The following is a 21,217-nucleotide window of genomic DNA, read 5'->3' on the forward strand; positions in this document are numbered from 1 at the left end:
GATTAATAAATGGCAATCTCACTCATAACAGGACAAGCCTTGGAGTCCTTGATGTGTATGCGAATAGCACGTGCTTCATAGCCCGAACCATAGCTGTTTGCGGTGCTTCCATTGAGCGGTATGATGCGCTTATAGCCTATGGTGGTCTGCTTCACCTTATTGGCAAGTGGCTTCCATGTGCTGCCATCGGTGGTGTACTCAACTGAGAAGCTCTTGACACGTTGCCCAAGTCGAACGTACTCTTGTAGTGTCACGTAGCGAACAGTCTGTGGATTGTTCCATTTCAAGGTAAGGGTAACATCCTTCACGTCGTCTTCTGCGGCCCAGTAAGTGTCTGGGTTTTCGTCAATAAGGTTGTTTGCTGCGTAGGAACGGGTTGCCCCATGGGCACGAGTACTGCTTGCCTCGATAGTAGCCGACTTGGCAAGGTTGGTCTGGAAACGGCTCTTTAGCATCTTACCGAACTCTTTCAATCGGCTTACTTGGTCTTGTGGGAGTTTACCACTCCTGTCGGGAGGACAGTTAAGGATGAGTGTTGAGTTGCGACCCACCGTCTCTAAATACATCTGGAACGTGCGTTCTGCCGTCATCGGCTTGCTTTTTTGACTCCAAAACCAGCCAGGGTTTGTAAACTTAGCATCGCTCTCACCAGGCAACCAGAACCATCCGTTCTCCGTACCATACATACCATTACGCTCAGGAGCAACACCTCTATTCTCGTTACACCAGTTGGTCTCGCCTGCCCATCCGTCTTCGTTACCAATCCAACGGGCCTCGCCACCGACACCCCAAAGGATGATGTTCGGGCTAAGCTTGTGTATTGAGTCACGGAGGTTAGGCACGTCATAGTAGGTGGAACGGTCTATGTGGATGGTAGTATTCTTACCTCCATAGTAGCCATCACCGCCGTTAGCACCGTCAAACCACATCTCGAACTGGTCTGACCCATACTTTGCCAACTCAGCACACTGCTTTAAGAAGACGTCCTTCACATAGCTGTCAGTACCGTACTGACCGTTGTTTCTATCCCAAGGCGACACGTAGAAGCCATATTTCATGTGTAGTTCTTGTGCTGCTTTGGCAAATAGTTCGGCAATGTTAACGCCTTGTGCGTTAGGACTCGACGAATGAGATATATTATAATCGGTAGACGCTGTGGGCCATAAACAGAAACCATCATGATGCTTAACGACTGCAATACCACCCTTCATGCCGGCTGCCTGCACAGCCTCCAACCATTGTCTTGGGTCTGGTTTCTCAGTCGGAGCAAAGTTGTTAGGGCTCTCGTTGCCCTTTCCCCACTCCTCATTAACATAGGTATTCATGCCATAATGGAAGAAAGCATAGAACTCTGTCTGCTGCCACTGCCATTGTCTGTCAGAAGGAACAGGGAATACTGGACGCGGCTCGTTCTCTGGGTTCGGAGCAACTTGCGTCTGAAGCGTCATAACGGTAGGGTTCTGAGCATAGCTCGTAGCCGTTGCCGTTAGTGCAAGTGCGGTTAGCACACCGTGTAGAAATCGGTTGTTCATATTAGGTTTATTAGTTATGCAGCACCTTGAATGTTACATTTTTATAAGTATTTGATTGACAATGTATAGTTTAGGTAATATCGTCATTGGGAGTAGCTTACATGCCCCCGTGCTGCTGTATGAAAACATTAAGCCACTCAAAAGATGTCCGCAAATATACAAATTAATTCTTATATTCGTGTCATTAGGACTATAATTTATTCAAGGGGAGGGCAGCCTCACCCCTAAGCCAGCTGGCCCCTCCCCCTTCCCCTCCCCCGAAGGGAGGGGAGTAGTATGTGAGGTTACCCCTACAAAACTGCCAATAAGGAACGACAAAAAGCCTACATCCACTCTATAGGGGTATCTCGGTGATTACGCCCCTTCCCTTCGGGGGAGGGGAAGGGGGAGGGGCCAACTGGTAGTAAGTATGTGAGGTTACCCCTACTGGCCTGCTAACACAGTTCTTGGGTAGTTCTTTCTCTCACAGAGCACACAGAGTTCACGGAGCTTTTTGGCGCATATTTCGAGCCCACAGAAGGCCTCCGGCATACAGAGTTCACAGAGCGTTACTGCTAATGTTGGCACGAATAAGGGACAACAAGTAGCCTATATCCTTCTTATAGGGGTATCTCGGTGATCACTCCCCTTCCCTTCGGGGGAGGGGACGGGGGAGGGGCCACTACTTGCTTTGAATGCTGTGTGTTCTGTTCATCTGTGTTATTCTGTGAGAAAAAGAACATTGTAGGTGTGTGTGGATAGGTTTTTCTCTCACAGAGCACACAGAGTTCACGGAGCTTTTTGGCGCACATTTCGAGCCCACAGAAGGCCTCCGGCATACAGAGTTCACAGAGCGTTACTGCTAAAGGTGGCTGTAAGGTTCTGTGAAATCGGTTGACTTAATGTCTCTGTGAAAGCTTGTGTGTTCTGTTCTTCTGTGTTTTTCTGTGAGAAAAAGAAATGTCCTTCGTGAGGGAAAGAAATATCTATTGCGAGGGAAGAAACAGTAATCAAAGAAATAGGAATTGTAAGGATATTTCGCTAATCACTCTCTTCTCTTTTCGAGGAAACGCTGTTCATGGTTGGAGAAGACGCCCTTCAAGGGTCGAGAACATGCCCTTCTTGCGTGTTGAAGAGGCCCTTTTTGATGCTTGAAGAGTCCCTTCTTTTACGGAGTTCGTAACCTTTTGATTTCGTGTGGGTTATAGACTTGTTTCTTGTGGGGGTGGTGGTGGTTTATAGGTGGACTTTTACATGGATGATGTAAAGAACTTTCTAAACCGCTAAAGACTGCAAATTTGTCGAAAGACTACGAATTACTCGAATGGCACGAATGCTGGATGGGACGAAAGCACATAGTCTTGGAAATAGAAGACTACGAATTACTCGAATGGCACTAATGCTGGATGGGAGGAAAGAACATAGTCTTGAAAATGTAAGACTACGAATTACTCGAATGGCACTAATGCTGGATGGGAGGAAAGAATATAGTCTTAAAAATAGAAGACTACGAATTACTCGAATGGCACTAATGCTGGATGGGAGGAAAGAATATAGTCTTGAAAATGGAAGACTACGAATTACTCGAATGGCACGAAGGGTGGATGGGATGAAAGAACATAGTCTTGAAAATACGAGACTACGAATTACTCGAATGGTACTAATGCTGGGTATGAAGAAAGAACATAGTCTTGAAAATGGAAGACTACGAATTACACGAATTGCACGAAGGGTGGATGGGAGGAAAGAATATAGTCTTGAAAATGTAAGACTACGAATTACACAAATGGAGCGAATGTGAGTTACGAGGATACTTGTGTGGGGGTATCTCGGTGATTACGCCCCTCCCTGCGGGGGAGGGGACGGGGGAGGGGCCAGCTGGGGACGGTGGAGGGGTTAGCAGTCGTTGGTTGGTTGAGGGCTTACCATTTAGTGTGTTATATAGTTTTTATACGCTGTCTTGGTGCTACTTAGCCTCCTTTTCATTATATATACACAATGGGAAAGGCTGCAGCAAGATAGGGTGGACCTAAGATGCTGCAGCCTTATTATCCTTTTTGTGTGTTGTTCTTTTACCTTGTTGACTATTTACTCATGTTGTTATCACTTTATTGGGTTGCCTTTTTCATCCTTTCTTGACAGCGAGGCAACCTTGACTTCAAAGTCGGCAGTGGTGTTGTTGTCGTCAACAAACTTCTTTCCATCCCACTTTCTCACTAAGGCTAAGCCCGAAGAGATAGGGTAGTCGCTTTGTTTCAGACCAGAGAATGAGTTGTCGGTAACGGCGTTGTAGCCCCTGTCTAACTTACTTGGACGCATTTGGAACATACGACGTGGACAGATGGTGATGCAGTCGATGACGCACTCGAAGGGTACTTCTATGGCATAGAAATCGCCGAAAGCGCTACTGGTGACGGTGATGTAATGCAGATAACCCTTGCCGTTCTGAGTGTCGGCATAGTTCTTTTTGAATTCCTCTGGCGTCCAAGGGAGTTTTATCAAGGCTATACCGTTGCTTTCGGACACATGAGAGAATTCATAAGAAGGTCCGATATTACCGCTGGCGTCGGTAGATGTGAGGATAGCACACATATCAGGAACGTCCGGATTGTTCTTCTTTCCAGGGTCATAGTTGATGTTTGTCCATTCAAAGTCGGCTTTGCTCAAATCCAAAAAGGCATTCAATCCGCCATACATACTTAGGTCCTCGCCCTCTAACTCGGCTTCGAACTTAGCTTTATGGTCGATGGCATACTTTGCGACGATGATGGTCTGGCCCGGTTTGACAGGATAGTCATTGCCCTTGCCAGGGAAGTAAGAGATACCAGAAGCACCATAGTAGCGATTGACGAAATCGTCTTTTGGTGCGAACTGAATGGCTCTGCTTGGGTCAATGGCATTGTCACACAAGGCTAATCCGTCAAGGTATTTCACTTCGTCGGTAGGGTTGTATATGGCGATATATTGGTCGTCATTGTACATTTGGTTCTGATTCTTCATACCCCAAGCACGTACATCACGATACCAATAGTGGCCTACATAGAACACTTCCTTTATGATTAAGTGGTCTAACTTAGTCTTAGATGTTGATTGCTTGACGGGCATCTCGTTACGTGTACAGCTACTCATCGCTACAAGTGTTAGGCCGAAGAGTAGGCACGCAGCTATCTTCTTTTGTATCATTTGTTTTCTTCTTTATATGTTTATATAATTGTGAGCAGTGGGAGGGACGGTTGTCACGAAGGGAAAAGATTGTGAGTTACAGACGTCGTGTTACTTCCTTATCGTCGAGACCACCCACTCCCGCTGTCTATGTTACAGGAACCAGTTGCCGAAACCAGAGCCACCACCAATGCCGTGGGTCTGTACATTCTGCGAAGCCTCCAATGCATCTAATGGTGACAGGCCTATCTCATGTCCTAAATAGAAGTAGAGAGGGTCGTTGGGGTCGATGGTTGTTGGGTCAGTATCAAAGCTACTGCAGAAGACCTTGATAGGAATATTAAAGCGGAAGAGCTCCTTCCATTCTGAATCAGCTCCATACTCCTTTGGTTCGTCAGGGTTATAAAACTCTGAACAGATGTAGGGACTGCGGAAGACGTAGGTGGAGTGGCGGCTAAGATACTCGTCCTTCGGTATTAGGGCCTTCTTTCCTTTCGGACACTTCATCACCCTAACCGACAGATAAAACTTGGGTAAGAGATAAGACGGACGTGTGTAATGACCAGTCTCACCCGTCGCTGGGTCCAAACGGCGTGTTATCTCTAATGGCCACTCCTCATGGAGAGCATCGTTCTCATCGGCTTCAATGTCGAAGTTAAAGTGCCCCTTCAGTCCAACACGGTCCTGGTCGTAGGGAGCAACAGCCCAGTCAGCATCCTCACGGGTCAACGGCGGCAGTAGACGTTGGTTGAATAACTCACGCGCACCATCAGCCATTGCGTTATGAATCCACGTGTCTCGGTAGGTATATTCAAATATCTTCGGGGTGCGTTCGGCCCTTTCTTTCCACGTAGTCGTATTTGCGAAGAACGGTGAAGGTACTGGTGTCGTGTCTATCGTACCGCCTTTCTTCCAGTCACCAAACTTGTTCTTCTTCGGTTTCCACGTACCACGGCAGTCCATCACCTCGTAAGGATTACCCTTGTCGTCGACCTCGCTCACCGTAAAGAATATCTGATACTCATCAGAGTGGTCGAGGATATCATCGTTCATCAGCTTTCCCTCCTTATTAAAGAAGTAGAGGCAGAGTCCCCAACGCTTTAGTTTTCCACCGATGATGCGGATGTAGTCGGGGCCAGTCTTGCCATCGCTCTGTTCAAGATACGTCACTGTGCTCTGGCGTTGCACCTCAACAGTAGGCCACTTAGCTGTGTTGTTGCGAATGATAACGAACTCCTCCTGCTTCCAAGGGGCGTTATGGTAAACGAAATTACCGTGCATCATACCGTCACCGTGGGAGTGTCCCTCCTTAAACATAGCCAGACACGTGGCCCAACCATTGAAGGCTCCGTCTGGATCAGGGTTGTTTACCTGCTCAGAGACCTTTATCTTCGACAGACTATCTACATATCTGTCAGCGCCACTACGTGCTAATCCCTTACTCTCTAAGGGGTTCTCGTTATAATCAACATGTACATTGCCAAAGACAAAGTCGTCGCATGAGGCGAAGACAACGGCAAGGCATGATAATAAAAGGATATTCTTAACTATCTTATTCATGTTCCCAATTCGTTATTACATCAATACTACGTTCTGTCTGTACTGTGTGAAGAAGTCTTGTGGACGTGTTAGCATACGCCAGAGCTGTGCCTTGTCGGCAGCAGGATAGAATCGCTTAACATCCTCAAAACACTTGTCTTCACCGTCCTTGGTATTGGCTATCACACGAACAGACAGTGGATAGTCGATATCAAAGCTATCCCAACCGGGTTGTAACTGGTTGAAGTCCCATAGGAAACTATGCTCGCTATTGTTCGTATTGCAGTACTTTGCAGGCTTTTCCGACTCTCCTACGTGCTGCTGTCCTTTGTTAAGAATATGGCAGATGCGCACCTGCAGTTGGAAAGCAATGTCTGACTTGTGGAACTGCATGACGCCCTTAAAGCCCAAGCGGTCTAAGTCTGAGCCGACGTCTAAGCTGCGTTTCTGATGCAGTAAACCCACAGTATGACCATAACGTTGGCGTGGTGCCTCGGTATCTGGGTCGGTGAAGTCATCGTTATAAGCCTCTGTAAAGAGTTTTCCGAGTTCCTCCTCCACTGGATCAGTGTCTCTATACTCGTAGGTAAAGACCTCAGGTGTAATCTTATTCAGCTCCATTGGATCAATAGTCTTGTAGAGATGATAAGTCTTCCCACCAAAGGTAAAAGGCTGCAAAGCCTCTGGCTTACCCGATACCTCAATCGCTCTCCAAGCCAGTTCACTGTTAAACGGTACCTGGTTAAGGCCGAACGTGTAGCCGTCAGGCACATAGATGTTAGAAGTAGAGAACTTTGTAGCTGCATCCATAGCTCCCCCTTGCTCCTTGAAGGTGTATCGGTCATAATAAGTAGGTATTGAAGCCAATGAGCGAGGATAGGCCATTTGCAGTCCTTGAACCGCTTTCTCGTGTCCAGAGGAGGTACTATCAGCCACCAACTTGTCTAAGGAAGCGTTGCCAATACCGAAGAAGTGTTGGTGAACAAGGAGTGTTGCGTTGTCTTCATCAGGCACGTTATAACCTTCCTTGTCCTTCATGAAGGGATAACCAGAGAACTGATGATTGATAAGCATACCGTTCTGATCGTAGTACTTCAGCTCCAATCCATAGTAAATATCGTCTGAAGCAATCACGTCAAAGCAGTCGCGTTCGGTCGTGATGGTCATCTGTCCGTCGTCATCCTTGGCTATATCAATCTCTTGCATGACTGGTATAGAGGTCGAACTACTGACGAGGTGGTAGGTGTTATAGGCTTGGATAGAGTCGTTACCATCAGGTCCTACACCAATCATCCCGCCCTTATAGCCCATTCTCAAGATGGCATGAACGGCATAAATCTGCTCATGTCCCTTCACATCTCGCTCTATAGAGGAAGGAGGGGCTTGTATTATCTTCTTGAAGAAATCGTCAACTTGGTCGTTAGAGCAACTTCCGAAGAGAAGTCCCACTGCTGCCGTGGCAAGTATGAGGCGTATGTCTTTATATAGTTTCATATTCTTTTTCAGCTAATTAGAACTTAAACAATGTGCGTAAAGAGAAGTTTGCGCCACGCTCATGGGCGTAGTATCTGAAGCGGTCGGTGTACTCCTTATAGAGTGCATTGAGTATGTTATCACCGACAATCATAAACTTCAACTCTTTATTCTGCGGCAGTCCGATACGCAGTTCAGCTGTCCCGTTCAGTAGGAAATAGGCTGGTGGCGAGTCAGGAACGAGGTCTTTATCAGGGTCGAAGCGGGTCTGCTTGGTCACATAGATACCTGATAGCGACAGCGACGAACGATACTTCTGTGGCTTCTTCAGCGGCAGCTCGTAGGTAGCAGAGAGCCCGTAACGGTCTGAAGGCATGAAGGGTAGCCAGTCATTGTGGGTTAGGTTGCGTGCAAACATCCATTCTCCCTTACCGACAAAGGTAAGTCCACGTACAGGCTTCACGGTTGCCTCGATATCACCACCATAGAGTTTCACATCGTCTTGGTCGTAGATAAACTTCGGATACTTACCACTTGGGTGGTTATGGAAGCGGTCCTTGCCTTCTCCGATATGGTCGTAGATATAGCTGTTGATGCGTTGGAAGAAGAAGCTGGGCTCTACCGAGAACCAAGTATTCCTATATTTCGTACCTAACACGAGCTTATAACCACGCTCACTGGCAAGGTTCTTATTGCCTACTACCCAATAGGAACCGTCTTGCAAGCCAATGGCATAGAGCTCATTGATATCTGGTGGGCGCCATGACCAACCGATATTTGCACGTGCATCCCACTTGTCACTGAACTGATAGTGGGTAGCCAGGCTCATTGTGAAGTTACTATAGAGTTTGAAATCATCGTAATAGGTGTAGTTGCTGAGGCTGCTGTAGCCATTAACCGACAGTACACGGAAGTCGTAACGCATACCGAGAGCACACTGCAACCTGCCGAACTCTGCCTTATGAAGGAAATATCCGCCCATCGAAAGGGCTGCGAAATTAGGGACGAAAGCCGGCTGCTTCGTACCAGGATAGTTGAAGTTCGTTTGGTAAGTATTTGAGAGACCAGCGTCGGTGGTCATCTTCCATAGTTTCCATTTAGCTTGCCAAAGTACGTCAAACTTATAGGTTTTCAGTATCAAGTCCTGCATTGGGATCCAACTCCACTGTGTCTTCTTTCGGTTCTCGAACTCTTGACGGAGGTTCTCTTGGAACGACAGCGTGAGATTTAGGTGATGGTTGGGGTTAAGCTCCCACTTGAGTTCACCCTTCAACGTCACGTGTTGCGACTGTTGGAACGGTGGTTTGATATCGTAAGAGAAGGGTTTAACAGTCTCTGGGTCAGGTCGTCCGTACTCAAAGCGCTTTATCAACTGTGATAAGTCGGATATCTTACTGGCGTAATAGATGCCGCTTCGCTGATAGTAGATACTTGAGAAGAGCGTTGCTGTCAGTTTTCTTCCTTGCCAACCAGCTAAGGCTGAGAAGCTGATAGTGTTATATCCCGTGTTATTCAACACGTAGTCGGCGGTATGATAGTCGCCTCCTTTGGTGTACATACCGTGTAGGCGCAGGCCAAACTGCTTATAACCAGTCTCAACAGTACCTGATCCACTGAAGCCACGAGCATTGGTGTCGTAGCCTACATTGACGTTTCCGTTGACCTTAATCTTCTTGTTTTCGTAGGGTAGGGGCGCATCGTTTAGGAGTACCACACCACCCATTGCACCGAAGCCATAGCGAATACACTCGGCTCCCTTCACTACTTCTACCATACTCGACCCTGTATAGTCGAGCTCTGGTGCGTGGTCGGCACCCCAACTCTGGCTCTCTAATCGTACACCATTGTTCATCAAGAGGATACGACTACTGTGCATACCTTGAATAACAGGCTTTGCTATCGTGTTTCCTGTACTAATAGAACTGACGCCGGGGATGGTCTCAAGGAGTTTTGCCAATGACGTTGCACCACCTTTCTCTAAGGCTTCTTGACTGATGGCAGACGACTGCTGCAACACTGTCGTGTGCCGTTTCAGGGCTGTAACAGTGACATTATCCAACTGCTTGGAGTCATCCTTTAACTGTAAGGTTATCATGCGACTGTCAGGAACATTAACGACACGGGTCACAGACTTATACCCTACGTAGGTTACCGTCAGTTTTATGCGGTCGGCAGCACGCTTGAGTTTAATCGTACACTTACCATCGATGTCTGTCACCGAGGGGTTTGAAACACCTTCGCAACGTACGACAGCACCGATGAGCGGCTCCTGCGACTGTTCAGAAACAACCCGAACGGTTACAGATGTTTTGACATCTTTGTCCTCATCCTCAACTGTTTCCTGCCCATGCACAGACGTGGCATGGACGTAGGTGGGCGGGAATAAGAACAAAGAACTTAAGAGAGTGGCGGACAGATAGTATCTGACACGCCTTTCATAGTTCACTTTTAATTTGTTCATATATACTCAGATTACAAATAGGTTTTTAATGAGTAGACACTAATCTCTCCCTACTTTCGCAGCAAGAGAACCGAGTCCATATAGTTTACCCAGGCTTAAGACTAAGTCACAGGTGTCTGCAAATAAAGTCAGCCTTGTATCTTCTTTTTTTACGATAAGCGTCTGCAAAGGTATAGAAAATATATATATCGTCCAATACTTACTTTTAATGAATTTGCGAAATCATCATTTTTAGGTAGTTGAAGGGGTAATAGAGACCTCTCCCCCAGCCCCTCTCCGAGTGGAGAGGGGAGTGATTACCGAACACACAGCACTCAAAGCAAGCAGTGGCCCCTCCCCATTTCCCCAGCTGGCCCCTCCCCCTTCCCCTCCCCCAAAGGGAGGGGCGTGATCACCGAGATACCCCTATAAGGAGGGTGCACGCTTCATATTATCCTCTTATTGGCAGTCTTGTAGGGGTAACCTCACATACTACGCCCCTCCCTGCGGGGGAGGGGTTGGGGGAGGGGCCACCTCCTCGTGGGCTCGAACTGTGCGCCAAAAAACTCCGTGAACTCTGTGCGCTCTGTGAGAGAAAAACCTATCCACACACACCTACAATGTTCTTTTTCTCACAGAATAACACAGAATAACAGAACACACAGCATTCAAAGCAAGTAGTGGCCCCTCCCCCTTCCCCTCCCCCAAAGGGAGGGGCGTAATCACCGAGATACCCCTATAAGAAGGATATAGGCTACTTGTTGTCCCTTATTCGTGCCAACATTAGCAGTAACGCTCTGTGAACTCTGTATGCCGGAGGCCTTCTGTGGACTCGAAATGTGCGCCAAAAAACTCCGTGAACTCTGTGTGCTCTGTGAGAGAAAAACCTATCCACACACACCTACAATGTTCTTTTTCTCACAGAATAACACAGAAGAACAGAACACACAGCACTCAAAGCATGTAGTGGCCCCTCCCCCTTCCCCTCCCCCAAAGGGAGGGGCGTAATCACCGAGATACCCCTATAAAAAGGATGTAGGCTTCGTTATGTCCCTTAATGGCAGTCTTGTAGGGGTAACCTCACATATTACGCCCCTCCCTACGGGGGAGGGGTTGGGGGAGGGGCCGTAGTTTGCTCTGTGAGAGAAAGATTTGTTCTATGTGAAAAAGATACGCTAATCAAGCAAACAGGAAATGTCTGGATATTTCACAACTCATATCCGTCTCTTTTCGAGAAAACGCTCTTTTTGAACGAAGAAGACGCCCTTCAACATTCGAGAACATGCCTTTCAAGGAACAAGAACATGCCCTTCTTGATGCAAGAAGGGCATGTTCTTAAACGCTGTTTATAACGTTCTGATTTCATGAAGGTTATAGCGTTGATAGTGGAAGATGCTACGCCTGCCTCATGAGGGTGATTAACGCTATTCGATGTAATGATTTTTTACGACCTAATTAGCTCGTCGAAGAGGGGGAGACGATTACTAATCAGCAATCATCAATAACTCATAAAGGAGAATAAAACACACCGCTAATGAGAGGAAGGGACTAAGGATAATAGTACTAAAAAGTCCACACACTACGCTCGCATATCTATCCTTGTAATAGAAAGGAGCTAAGGAACATGTAGTAAAAAGTCCACACATCACCCTCGCACACCTATCCTTGTAATAGAAAGGAGCTAAGGAACATGTAGTAAAAAGCCCACACACCACCCCTGTACCCTTATCCTCGTAATGGAAAGGAACGAAGATATGTGTAGCAAAAAGGGCACACACTACTCCCGCACACCTATCCACATAATGGAAAGGAACGAAGAAAAAGTGTTGCAAAAAGCCCACACACTACTCCCACACACCTATCCACACCGTGGAAAGGAGCGAAAGGGAGGTGGCGATGAGACAGGCATCACCACCTTATTATATTATATATAGTGTCTGACGAAGCGGATTACTTCCAGCTATGTTCTACTAATTTAGACACGGAGTTAGTAGTCATTACGGCGCCCATCACCTTTGACTTGATAGAAGAACTATACTCTGTGGCCCAGCCAGAAGGGAGTAGACGGGTCGTAATCGTACCGCTACCGTCCATTTTTGTTAGTCCCATCTTCTTCATCATCAACCATCCTTGCTCGAACTTAGCTATCATCGACTCGTCAGAACCCATCAGTTTCATCTTGTCAATGAGGAAGCCTTTCACGTCGTCTTCGCTCATGTTGTTCTGTGTCTTACCTATGATGACAAGCTCGTTAGGCTCCTTAGTCACCTCGTAGGTGACGATTGACTTTATTCCTTGCTGATTGACATCCTCTTTGTCACCTGTCTTTAGCGTCTTACCAAAGAGGTTGAAGAAGGTAGAATGTTCCATTGTCTCAATGAAAGTCTGCTTGGTTAGCATGTTGTTGAGCGACATCGCCATCTTATATTTAGGCAGGCCCTGCTCTAACTGAGGCTTTTCTTTATAGATAGAGTCGATGAACGCCATCACAAGCTTGCTCACACTGGCCTGCACCTCCTCAAAGTTTAGGATGTCGGTCACCTTTCCGTTGGCATCAGTCTTTACTCGCATAGGAACATTACCAAGGTATTGACTCAGCATGTTCCTCGTCTGCAAGGCAGTTGACTGGTCGCCTTCAGTATTAATGTCCTTGGTTATCAATTCGATAACATACCCATCCGCATTGGCCTCCTTCACGGTGATGACGGTGTTACTACTCGTCTTGACCGACTGGTCGCCACCGCCCATAGGTGTTGAGATCTTCGTTTCCGACACAGTCGAATAAGTAGCTTGTTCGCCTTTCTGAAACTTAGCCTTGATGAGTGTCTGAGCGTTTAATGCTGTCAGAGCAAGGAGGAAAACAAAAGTAAGAAGTGACTTTTTCATAATTGATAATGTTTAAGTTAGTTGCTATGAATGTAAGGGCTGATTGGCTCGATAGGCCTTTCTGCCATCCTCTCAAAAGCAAAAACCAGCATTACCGAGGGCTATAAAAACCCTCGACAATGCCAGTTTTCGTTTATTAATATGACCTTGCGATGATGACACGATACTTAGCAGGCTTGCCGCTAACCATGTCGACGCCTGGAGTCTGCTCGAACATATAAGGGACACAACGGATGGTTGCCTGCGTGTCTTCCTTAATCTTCGCCTCAGTCTCCTCTGTTCCGTCCCAGTGACAGAGGAAGAAACCACCGTCCTTCACTCTCTCCTTGAACTCGTCATAGTTCTCACACTCATAGATATGAGCGTCGCGGAAGTCCTTGGCCTTCTTGAAGATATTAGCTTGAATGTCGTCGAGAAGGTTCTTGATGTGCTCTACGATGCCATCAAAACTTAGGCTTTCCTTCTCAAGCGTATCACGACGCATCACCTCAATGGTGTTGTTCTCTAAGTCGCGACCACCCATTGCAAGACGTACAGGTACACCCTTAAGCTCATAGTCAGCGAACTTGAAGCCTGGACGCTTATTATCGGTATCGTCATACTTAACGGTGATTCCCAACTCACGGAGCTGGTCGATGACTGGTTGCAGCTTGGCTGTCAGTTCCTTCAACTGCTCTTCACCCTTGAAGATAGGTACGATAACCACCTGAATAGGCGCAATCTTTGGAGGGAGAACGAGACCGTTATCGTCAGAGTGGGTCATGATGAGCGCACCAATCAATCGAGTACTAACACCCCATGAAGTGGCCCATACATACTCTGGCTTGTTCTCCTTATTAAGGAAGGTGACGTCGAATGACTTTGCAAAGTTCTGTCCCAAGAAATGAGAAGTACCACTTTGAAGGGCCTTACCATCCTGCATCATGGCCTCGATGGTATAGGTATCCAATGCACCCGCAAAGCGTTCTGTCTCGCTCTTAACGCCCTGTACGACAGGAACAGCGAGCCATTTCTCAGCGAAATCAGCATAGACACGCAACATTGTCTGTGCCTCCTTCTCAGCCTCCTCACGTGTTGCATGAGCGGTGTGACCCTCCTGCCATAGGAACTCAGACGTGCGAAGGAATGGACGAGTGCGCATCTCCCAACGCATCACATTACACCACTGGTTGCACATCAACGGCAGATCGCGCCATGAATGTATCCAGTTTTTATAGGTGTTCCAGATGATTGTCTCACTTGTAGGACGTATGATCAGTTCTTCCTCGAGCTTCGCATTAGGGTCTACCTGTACGGCGTTGCCATCTTCAGTAGCCTTCAAGCGATAGTGAGTAACCACGGCACACTCCTTGGCAAAGCCCTTCACGTGTTCAGCCTCACGTGAGAGAAAGCTCTTAGGGATTAACATTGGGAAGTAAGCATTCTGTACTCCGGTCTCCTTAAACATCTTATCAAGCTGCGCTTGTATCTTCTCCCAGATAGCATAACCGTATGGTTTGATAACCATACAACCACGTACAGCAGACTGTTCAATCAAGTCTGCCTTTATTACTAAGTCATTGTACCATTGAGAGTAGTTGTCGGCTCTCTTGGTAAGTTCTTTCAGTTCTTTTGCCATAAATACTTTATTCTATTCTTTTACTTTACTCTTTTAGGGGATTTCCCACGTTGTTATAGGTGTTTCCCTTTTGTCATTATGACGTGAAACACTAACTTTGCACACAGATGCAACTGGGATAAGCGAGCCTACGGGAGTCTTTCTCCCATCTATTTCGGCCAGTCTATCTATTGCGAAAATAATGCAAATGAGTGCAAACGAAGTTTGTTTCTATTTGCCGAGTTGGCTTATTTTCTGCAAAAATACAAAAAAATGTTGGCAATAAGGGCCCTATGGCGTATATTTGTTTAACTTTGCATGAATTAAAATGAATTAAGGCACGGTCGTTGACCATGCTGAATAAGGTAAAAGATAATAGTCATTTAATACGTTTGATTATGAAGAATATGAAGATGATGGCAGCAGGAATGTGTCTCCTCACTGTCGTAAGTTGTCAGACAAAACAAGGTACTGGTTCATTAATCGGTGGCGGTGCTGGTGCAGCATTGGGCGGCATCGTCGGTCAAATAATAGGTCGTAACGGTAAGAGTACAGCTATTGGTGCAGCCATTGGTGGCGCTGTTGGTGCAGGAGCGGGAGCCCTCATCGGTCGTCACATGGACAAGGTAGCACGCGAGGCATCGCAGCAGTTGCCTAATGCACGTGTCGATAAGGTTACTGATGCGAACGGATTAGACTGCGTGAAGGTTACCTTCGACTCAGGTATTCTCTTCCCTCTGAATGGTTCAAACCTAAGTGCTTCGGCCAAGAACGACCTCACGAAGTTTGCTTCCCTCATGCAACGCAACTCTAACTGTGACGTTGCTATACAGGGATATACCGACGCTTCAGGTAATGACAACATCAATGTCCCATTGTCACAGCGTCGTGCTGAAGCTGTGTCATCCTATCTGAAAGGTCGTGGAGTGAGCAGTCGTCAGATCCGTTCAGTACAGGGCTTCGGTAGTGCGAACCCTATTGAGAACAAGACAATCAGCCAGGCTAACCGCCGTGTAGAGGTCTACCTCTATGCATCCTCTGAGATGGTACGTCAGGCAAACAACGGTTCTTTATAAGTAATCAATAGATACAACGGGACAGTCGTCTCTCGTCTGTCCCAATAAACTTTGCTAATAAAATCTTTTCTAAGGGATATTGCCGAGGCAGTATCCCTTTTTCTTGACCAAAAAGGAGGGAGAAAAGGATGAGAGAGGTGGCCCAACTCCAGTCTACAGCTGGCCCCTCCCCCTTCCTCAGCTGGCCCCTCCCCCTTCCCCTCCCCCATAGGGAGGGGCGTAAAATGTGAGGTTACCCCTATCGGTTGGGTGTAGGCTATAAGGCTTATTAGGCTTATTTGCCCCTTATCGGGCCTATTATCATAACTCAACAACACATAGGGCCCCATGCTTATTCCCCACGAATATGTAAAGAGTTTTCGCCATATTTGAATCCAGTATATGCCCTTCATGCTTCAAGAACATGCCCTTCAACGTTCGAGAATATGCCCTTCTTGACCCTTGAAGACGCCTTTCTTGATGCTTGATAAGGCCCTTCTTGCTTCGAGCCTATAAGTGATTGATTTCTTGTTAGTTGCGATTTAGTTTTTTAATCATACCACCTTATATCCGTAAGAGCTTTCTTGTACGTTTTTGTCAGGTTTTTTCAAGAACGCAGGAAATCTATTGGGTATTCTATTTCTCACAGATTTTCACAGAACGTTACAGCCAACAGAGGCCTCACCCCCAGCCCCTCTCCGAATGGAGAGGGGAGTGATCACCGAGATACCCCTCCATGTCCTCCAAATGGTTAGCAGCCCATCTTCTATCATTAGCAGGCCAAAAGGGGTAACCTCACATACTACTCCCCTCTCCATTCGGAGAGGGGCTGGGGGTGAGGCCTCTGTGAACTCTGTATGCCGAAGGCGTTCTGTGGGCTCAAAACGTGCGCAAAAATGCTCTGTAAACTCTGTGGGCTCTGTGAGAGAAAAAAATATCCAACATGAGAGAATGAAATGTCTTCTGTGAGAGAAAAAACTCCCCTGCAACTTTCAAGCATCCTTTCTCTTACAGTGGGTGTGTTCTTTTTCTCACAGAATAACACAGATGAACAGAACACACAAAGTTTCACAGAGACGTTAAGTCAACCGATTTCACAGAACGTTACAGCCAACAGAAGCCTCACCCCCAGCCCCTCTCCGATTGGAGAGGGGAGTGATCACCGAGGTTACCCCTCCTTCGCTGCTTGTGTCGAGATGGGGATATCTACTCTTCCATCAGCTTTCTGTAGCGTCCCTTCTTAATCTCCTCGTTACCAAGGCGGCGTGCTTTATTGATTTCATAATCGGAGAAACCACCCTCGAAGAATACTACCTCACCATTACCCTCAAATGCAAGGATATGCGTACAGATACGGTCAAGGAACCAGCGGTCGTGGCTGATGACTACTGCACAGCCTGCGAAGGCTTCAAGACCCTCCTCCAAAGCACGCAACGTGTTCACGTCGATGTCGTTAGTTGGCTCATCGAGAAGGAGGACATTACCCTCTTGTTTCAATGCCATAGCCAACTGCAAGCGGTTGCGCTCACCTCCTGAGAGGACTGAACAAAGCTTACTTTGGTCGGTTCCAGAGAAGTTGAAGCGTGAGAGATAGGCACGTGAGTTGATGTCACGACCACCCATACGGATGGTGTCGTTGCCCTGTGACACTACGTCATACACCGTCTTATTTGGGTCGATATCCTTATGCTGCTGGTCGACGTATGCCAATTTAACTGTTTCGCCCACCTCGAACGTACCGCCATCGGCCTGTTCTAAGCCCATGATAAGGCGGAAGAGCGTTGTCTTACCAGCTCCGTTAGGACCGATAACACCCACGATACCGTTAGGAGGAAGCATGAAATTGAGGTCGTTGAAGAGCACCTTCTCACCAAAAGCCTTCTTCACATGCTGCGCCTCGATGACCTTGTTGCCCAGACGCGGACCGTTAGGGATGAAGATCTCGAGCTTCTCTTCACGCTGCTTCTGCTCCTCGTTGAGCATCTGCTCGTATGAGTTCAGACGGGCCTTACCCTTGGCTTGACGCGCCTTCGGGGCCATGCGCACCCATTCCAACTCACGTTCTAAGGTCTTACGACGCTTCGAAGCCGACTTCTCCTCCTGCTCCATGCGCTTTGTCTTCTGGTCGAGCCATGATGAGTAGTTGCCCTTCCATGGGATACCCTCACCTCTGTCGAGCTCAAGAATCCACTCGCTAACATCGTCTAAGAAGTATCGGTCGTGCGTTACAGCAATGACTGTTCCCTCATACTGCTGCAGGTGTTGCTCCAACCAGTCGATACTCTCGGCATCAAGGTGGTTGGTTGGCTCATCGAGCAATAGCACGTCTGGCTTCTGAAGGAGCAAGCGGCAGAGTGCAACACGGCGTCGCTCGCCGCCAGAAAGGTTCGTTACAGGGAGGTCGCCCTTAGGACATCGCAGCGCATCCATGGCCCTCTCGAGTCGAGAGTCTATGTTCCAAGCGTCTGTAGCATCGATGATATCCTGCAACTCAGCCTGTCGCTGCATCAGTTTGTCCATCTTGTCAGCATCAGAGTAATACTCCTCCATACCGAACTTCACATTGATGTCGTCGTATTCCTTTAGTGCATCATAGATATGCTGCACCCCTTCCATGACATTCTCTTTGACGGTCTTGGCCTCATCAAGCGGTGGGTCCTGTGGCAGATAACCCACGGTATAACCCGGACTCCACACTACCTCGCCTTGAGTAGGCTCTACCAAGCCTGCTATAATCTTCATTAGCGTAGACTTACCTGCGCCGTTAAGACCGATGATACCTATCTTTGCGCCATAAAAGAACGATAGGTAAATGTTCTTCAGAATCTGTTTTTGGTTCTGTGGGATAATCTTTGAGACCCCAACCATTGAGAAGATAATCTTCTTGTCGTCTACTGTTGCCATTATGTCTTACGTTTGTTTTGTAGGCAAAGATAACTAAAATAATTCATATTGGCAAATAGAGACAGAATAAGAAAAGGATAAAGTAGATGGGTGGGTGGGGCGGTTTAAGACAGAGTAACAGGTGGACAGGTGGGGTGAGTGGGGCGATGTAAGACAGAGTAACAGGTGGACAGGTGGAGACGGAAGGATAGAGAGGGAGAAAAGACAAAGTAACAAAAAGAACAGAAGGTAAAATAACAGAAAGTTAGTGCACTTTGTGAACAACTGAAAAAAGGCACATAATCTTTTATGTTCTTAATGTAAAGCGACAGTTTGGGTAATTGCTACAACCCCAAAAGCTACCGTACCGCCCTTCTCTACGCACAAGAGTACCACCGCAACGAGGACAAACACCTTCCTTAACAGCCATTTTGTATGATGCGATATTAGCTTTTACTTGAGCCTTATGTATCGATACTGTCTCACTTGTCTCAAAGCTGGAATAACTTAATCTAACGATTGCATCTGCCAATATACTTTCTGTAAACACTACCTTCTGATAAGCTTCTATTGTACTAATCAATTCATCTATGTAAACAACATGATGTTTAGAATAATCTCCTAACAGCTCAGCTCTATTTGTAAACACGACAATCGGGATAAAATACTGCATTGGAAAGCCATACAAAGAGTATAAGGCTCGTACATGACTATAGTTTTGTAACAAAGGGTTATAGAACTTATACTTTGTACCAAACATATCCTTAGTCCAATATTGGGCTTTTTCACCACCATAAATCAAGCCACTATAATTCTTTGTCTCAATAACAAATACACCGTAAGGAGATAGGACTACATGGTCTATTTGGGTACTCTTATCATTCTCCAATAGGTATACATCATTGAAGATAGTGTATTCATCTGGTAGTTGCTTAAGTACTTTTGCAACCTTTTTCTCACCATGTCTACCTCTAAATTTAGCTTGCTTGTGAACAATGATTATACGAATGACATAAAGTAAAACCAATATAGTGACGCAAGCAATGATGAAATGTATTGGATTCATCTGTTTTGTACAAGAAAATAATTATTTATTAAGAAAAGAAAAGACTATTGTAAAAGCTCTCGATTACCATTACTTTCAAGAATCTCCATCTGATGTATGGCTATCTTATTTAGTTTTAAGAGCCTCTCTCCTTGTGATATATTATCGTTGATAAGCACCGCATTGATATTTTCCATATTTGATAAGCATATCAATTCATTAACAGAAGCATAGTCACGGATATTCCCTTTCAAATTAGGGTTAGCCTCTCGCCATTGTTTAGCAGTCATTCCAAACATGGCAACATTCAGGACGTCGGCTTCTTCGGCATATATAATGCTTGCTTGGGAAGCCGTAACTTCATTAGGTATAAGATGAGTCTTGATAGCATCTGTGTGTATTCGATAGTTTATCTTAGACAATTCTCTTTTCGCTGTCCAGCCTATCAACTCTTGTTCTTTAGCTTTCAAACGTTGGAACTCCATAATAAGATAAAGCTCAAACTCGACCGAGACCCAATTAGCAAACTTGAAAGCAATATCGCGTTGAGCAAATGTACCACCACCGGCACCACTCTTTGTGAAGATACCGATTGCTGCTGTCAACTCCACCCACCTACTTGGACTCATCGTAAAGGAGTTGCTGCCAGCCTCTGACAATAAGGGGTTGAATTCGACCCCTTTGAAGTTTGGGTTATTAAGCTTCTCCCACAAGCCTAAATACTCAAGTGTGTTCTTTTGTCGCATCCAGTTTTTAACGACGTCTTTAGGCTCTACGGCGTTCTTCTGTCGGGCTATGTCCGTAATACAAATATAGTCAATTCCGTCCTTCGCCATCGTCCTAATGACCGCTTCTTTGACGTAGATTTCACCTTTCTTTACCATAGTATTGTTATTTAACGAATATATCTGCAAAGATAGTATAAATTCTGCAAGACGAAAGAAGAAAAGGGGAAAGAATCACTCGGAGGCTCTTTACGTGGCCTTTTGATAATTCTATAGCATCTTGACGAGTAATATATCTATTGTTGTAGAGATAGTGAAAGATGTCATAAAAGATAACAAAAGGATAACAAATTGTCGTTATTCAGTGCCTTAACTGATTGATATTCTGATTATTATTAGCCTCTTTTGAGTAACTCAGAACCGTTTGGACACATGGTGGGAGAACTCAAAAGTGTGCATGCTAAGCATTAGATAGGAAAGTGTTGGGCATCCTTATAATACGGGGATGGGCTGGGGGTGAGGTCTCTTTTGGTTGTAAGGTTCTGTGTAATCGGTTGACTTAATGTCTCTGTGAAACCCTGTATGTTCTGTTCTTCTGTGTTATTCTGTGAGAAATAGAACGCACCCACTCTATGAGAAAAGAACGCACTTCTTGAGAAATAGAATACGTTTCTGTGAGAAAAAGAATGCTGATTGTTTCTTTAGAGATTGTCAGGATATTTCGCTAATCATTCTCCTCTCTTTTAGAGGAAAGGCCCAACTTGAAGCAAGAAGACGCCCTTCACCATTCGAGAACATGCCCTTCAAGGGTCAAGAAGACGTCCTTCTTGATGCTTGAAAAGGCCCTTCTTTTGTCTATCTTATAACACCTTGATTTACTGATGGTTATTATGACCTGTCT

13 protein-coding genes are annotated in these 21,217 nt (G+C 46.2%); 3 read left to right on the forward strand and 10 right to left on the reverse strand.

Annotation, left to right across the window (positions count from 1 at the left end; translation table 11 throughout):
* Positions 1–2 precede the first annotated feature (2 nt).
* Entirely contained in the window at positions 3–1,532 is a 1,530-nt protein-coding gene (locus AXF23_RS02805) for an alpha-L-fucosidase (protein ID WP_107624218.1), read from the reverse strand.
* Between the two features lie 1,303 nt (positions 1,533–2,835).
* On the opposite strand from AXF23_RS02805, the gene AXF23_RS02810 reads away from it, so the two are divergent.
* Complete coding sequence (locus AXF23_RS02810) at positions 2,836–3,312, forward strand: hypothetical protein (protein ID WP_107624219.1); 477 nt, start codon at positions 2,836–2,838, stop codon at positions 3,310–3,312.
* Positions 3,313–3,614: 302 nt separating this feature from the next.
* Here AXF23_RS02810 and AXF23_RS02815 read toward each other — a convergent pair whose 3' ends face one another.
* From AXF23_RS02815 to AXF23_RS02830, 4 genes are all read right to left on the reverse strand, one after another.
* The gene (locus AXF23_RS02815; protein WP_107624220.1) at positions 3,615–4,694 is read right to left on the reverse strand and encodes a DUF4876 domain-containing protein; all 1,080 of its coding nucleotides are present in this window, start codon (positions 4,692–4,694) and stop codon (positions 3,615–3,617) included.
* A 132-nt stretch (positions 4,695–4,826) separates the two neighbouring features.
* Positions 4,827–6,233, reverse strand: a complete 1,407-nt coding sequence (locus AXF23_RS02820) for a hypothetical protein (RefSeq protein WP_107624221.1) — start codon at positions 6,231–6,233, stop codon at positions 4,827–4,829.
* A gap of 15 nt (positions 6,234–6,248) precedes the next feature.
* Complete coding sequence (locus AXF23_RS02825; protein WP_107624222.1) at positions 6,249–7,706, reverse strand: hypothetical protein; 1,458 nt, start codon at positions 7,704–7,706, stop codon at positions 6,249–6,251.
* A 16-nt stretch (positions 7,707–7,722) separates the two neighbouring features.
* The gene (locus tag AXF23_RS02830) at positions 7,723–10,146 is read right to left on the reverse strand and encodes a TonB-dependent receptor (RefSeq protein ID WP_009010398.1); all 2,424 of its coding nucleotides are present in this window, start codon (positions 10,144–10,146) and stop codon (positions 7,723–7,725) included.
* 1,781 nt (positions 10,147–11,927) lie between these two features.
* Between AXF23_RS02830 and AXF23_RS16470 the strand changes: the two genes are divergently transcribed.
* Positions 11,928–12,059, forward strand: coding sequence for a hypothetical protein (locus AXF23_RS16470; protein WP_255413676.1), 132 nt, complete (start codon positions 11,928–11,930; stop codon positions 12,057–12,059).
* 16 nt (positions 12,060–12,075) lie between these two features.
* Here AXF23_RS16470 and AXF23_RS02845 read toward each other — a convergent pair whose 3' ends face one another.
* Complete coding sequence (locus AXF23_RS02845; RefSeq protein ID WP_107624223.1) at positions 12,076–13,011, reverse strand: hypothetical protein; 936 nt, start codon at positions 13,009–13,011, stop codon at positions 12,076–12,078.
* A gap of 136 nt (positions 13,012–13,147) precedes the next feature.
* A complete protein-coding gene (gene proS, locus AXF23_RS02850; protein ID WP_009010400.1) occupies positions 13,148–14,629 on the reverse strand; it encodes a proline--tRNA ligase in 1,482 nt (493 codons plus the stop codon).
* Between the two features lie 377 nt (positions 14,630–15,006).
* Here proS and AXF23_RS02855 point away from each other — a divergent pair, with 377 nt between their 5' ends.
* Positions 15,007–15,684, forward strand: coding sequence for an OmpA family protein (locus AXF23_RS02855; protein WP_107624224.1), 678 nt, complete (start codon positions 15,007–15,009; stop codon positions 15,682–15,684).
* 1,185 nt (positions 15,685–16,869) lie between these two features.
* Here the strand turns inward: AXF23_RS02855 and ettA are convergent.
* From ettA to AXF23_RS02875, 3 genes are all read right to left on the reverse strand, one after another.
* Entirely contained in the window at positions 16,870–18,567 is a 1,698-nt protein-coding gene (gene ettA / locus AXF23_RS02865; protein WP_089365920.1) for an energy-dependent translational throttle protein EttA, read from the reverse strand.
* 286 nt (positions 18,568–18,853) lie between these two features.
* Entirely contained in the window at positions 18,854–19,612 is a 759-nt protein-coding gene (locus AXF23_RS02870) for an NERD domain-containing protein (protein WP_107624226.1), read from the reverse strand.
* Between the two features lie 44 nt (positions 19,613–19,656).
* On the reverse strand, positions 19,657–20,475 hold the full coding sequence (locus AXF23_RS02875) for a KilA-N domain-containing protein (protein ID WP_107624227.1): 819 nt from the start codon (positions 20,473–20,475) through the stop codon (positions 19,657–19,659).
* Positions 20,476–21,217 lie beyond the last annotated feature (742 nt).

Origin of the sequence: Prevotella sp. oral taxon 313 (assembly GCF_003043935.1) — a bacterium.
Lineage (GTDB): Bacteria > Bacteroidota > Bacteroidia > Bacteroidales > Bacteroidaceae > Prevotella > Prevotella jejuni.

Excerpts from the sequence above, each read along its gene's own strand:
- AXF23_RS02845 (WP_107624223.1), bottom strand. The coding sequence starts at position 13,011 with ATGAAAAAGTCACTTCTTACTTTTGTTTTCCTCCTTGCTCTGACAGCA.
- AXF23_RS02810 (WP_107624219.1), top strand. The coding sequence starts at position 2,836 with ATGGCACGAATGCTGGATGGGACGAAAGCACATAGTCTTGGAAATAGA.
- AXF23_RS16470 (WP_255413676.1), top strand. The coding sequence starts at position 11,928 with ATGGAAAGGAACGAAGAAAAAGTGTTGCAAAAAGCCCACACACTACTC.
- AXF23_RS02855 (WP_107624224.1), top strand. The coding sequence starts at position 15,007 with ATGAAGAATATGAAGATGATGGCAGCAGGAATGTGTCTCCTCACTGTC.
- proS (WP_009010400.1), bottom strand. The coding sequence starts at position 14,629 with ATGGCAAAAGAACTGAAAGAACTTACCAAGAGAGCCGACAACTACTCT.
- ettA (WP_089365920.1), bottom strand. The coding sequence starts at position 18,567 with ATGGCAACAGTAGACGACAAGAAGATTATCTTCTCAATGGTTGGGGTC.
- AXF23_RS02825 (WP_107624222.1), bottom strand. The coding sequence starts at position 7,706 with ATGAAACTATATAAAGACATACGCCTCATACTTGCCACGGCAGCAGTG.
- AXF23_RS02830 (WP_009010398.1), bottom strand. The coding sequence starts at position 10,146 with ATGAACAAATTAAAAGTGAACTATGAAAGGCGTGTCAGATACTATCTG.
- AXF23_RS02820 (WP_107624221.1), bottom strand. The coding sequence starts at position 6,233 with ATGAATAAGATAGTTAAGAATATCCTTTTATTATCATGCCTTGCCGTT.
- AXF23_RS02870 (WP_107624226.1), bottom strand. The coding sequence starts at position 19,612 with ATGAATCCAATACATTTCATCATTGCTTGCGTCACTATATTGGTTTTA.
- AXF23_RS02815 (WP_107624220.1), bottom strand. The coding sequence starts at position 4,694 with ATGATACAAAAGAAGATAGCTGCGTGCCTACTCTTCGGCCTAACACTT.
- AXF23_RS02805 (WP_107624218.1), bottom strand. The coding sequence starts at position 1,532 with ATGAACAACCGATTTCTACACGGTGTGCTAACCGCACTTGCACTAACG.
- AXF23_RS02875 (WP_107624227.1), bottom strand. The coding sequence starts at position 20,475 with ATGGTAAAGAAAGGTGAAATCTACGTCAAAGAAGCGGTCATTAGGACG.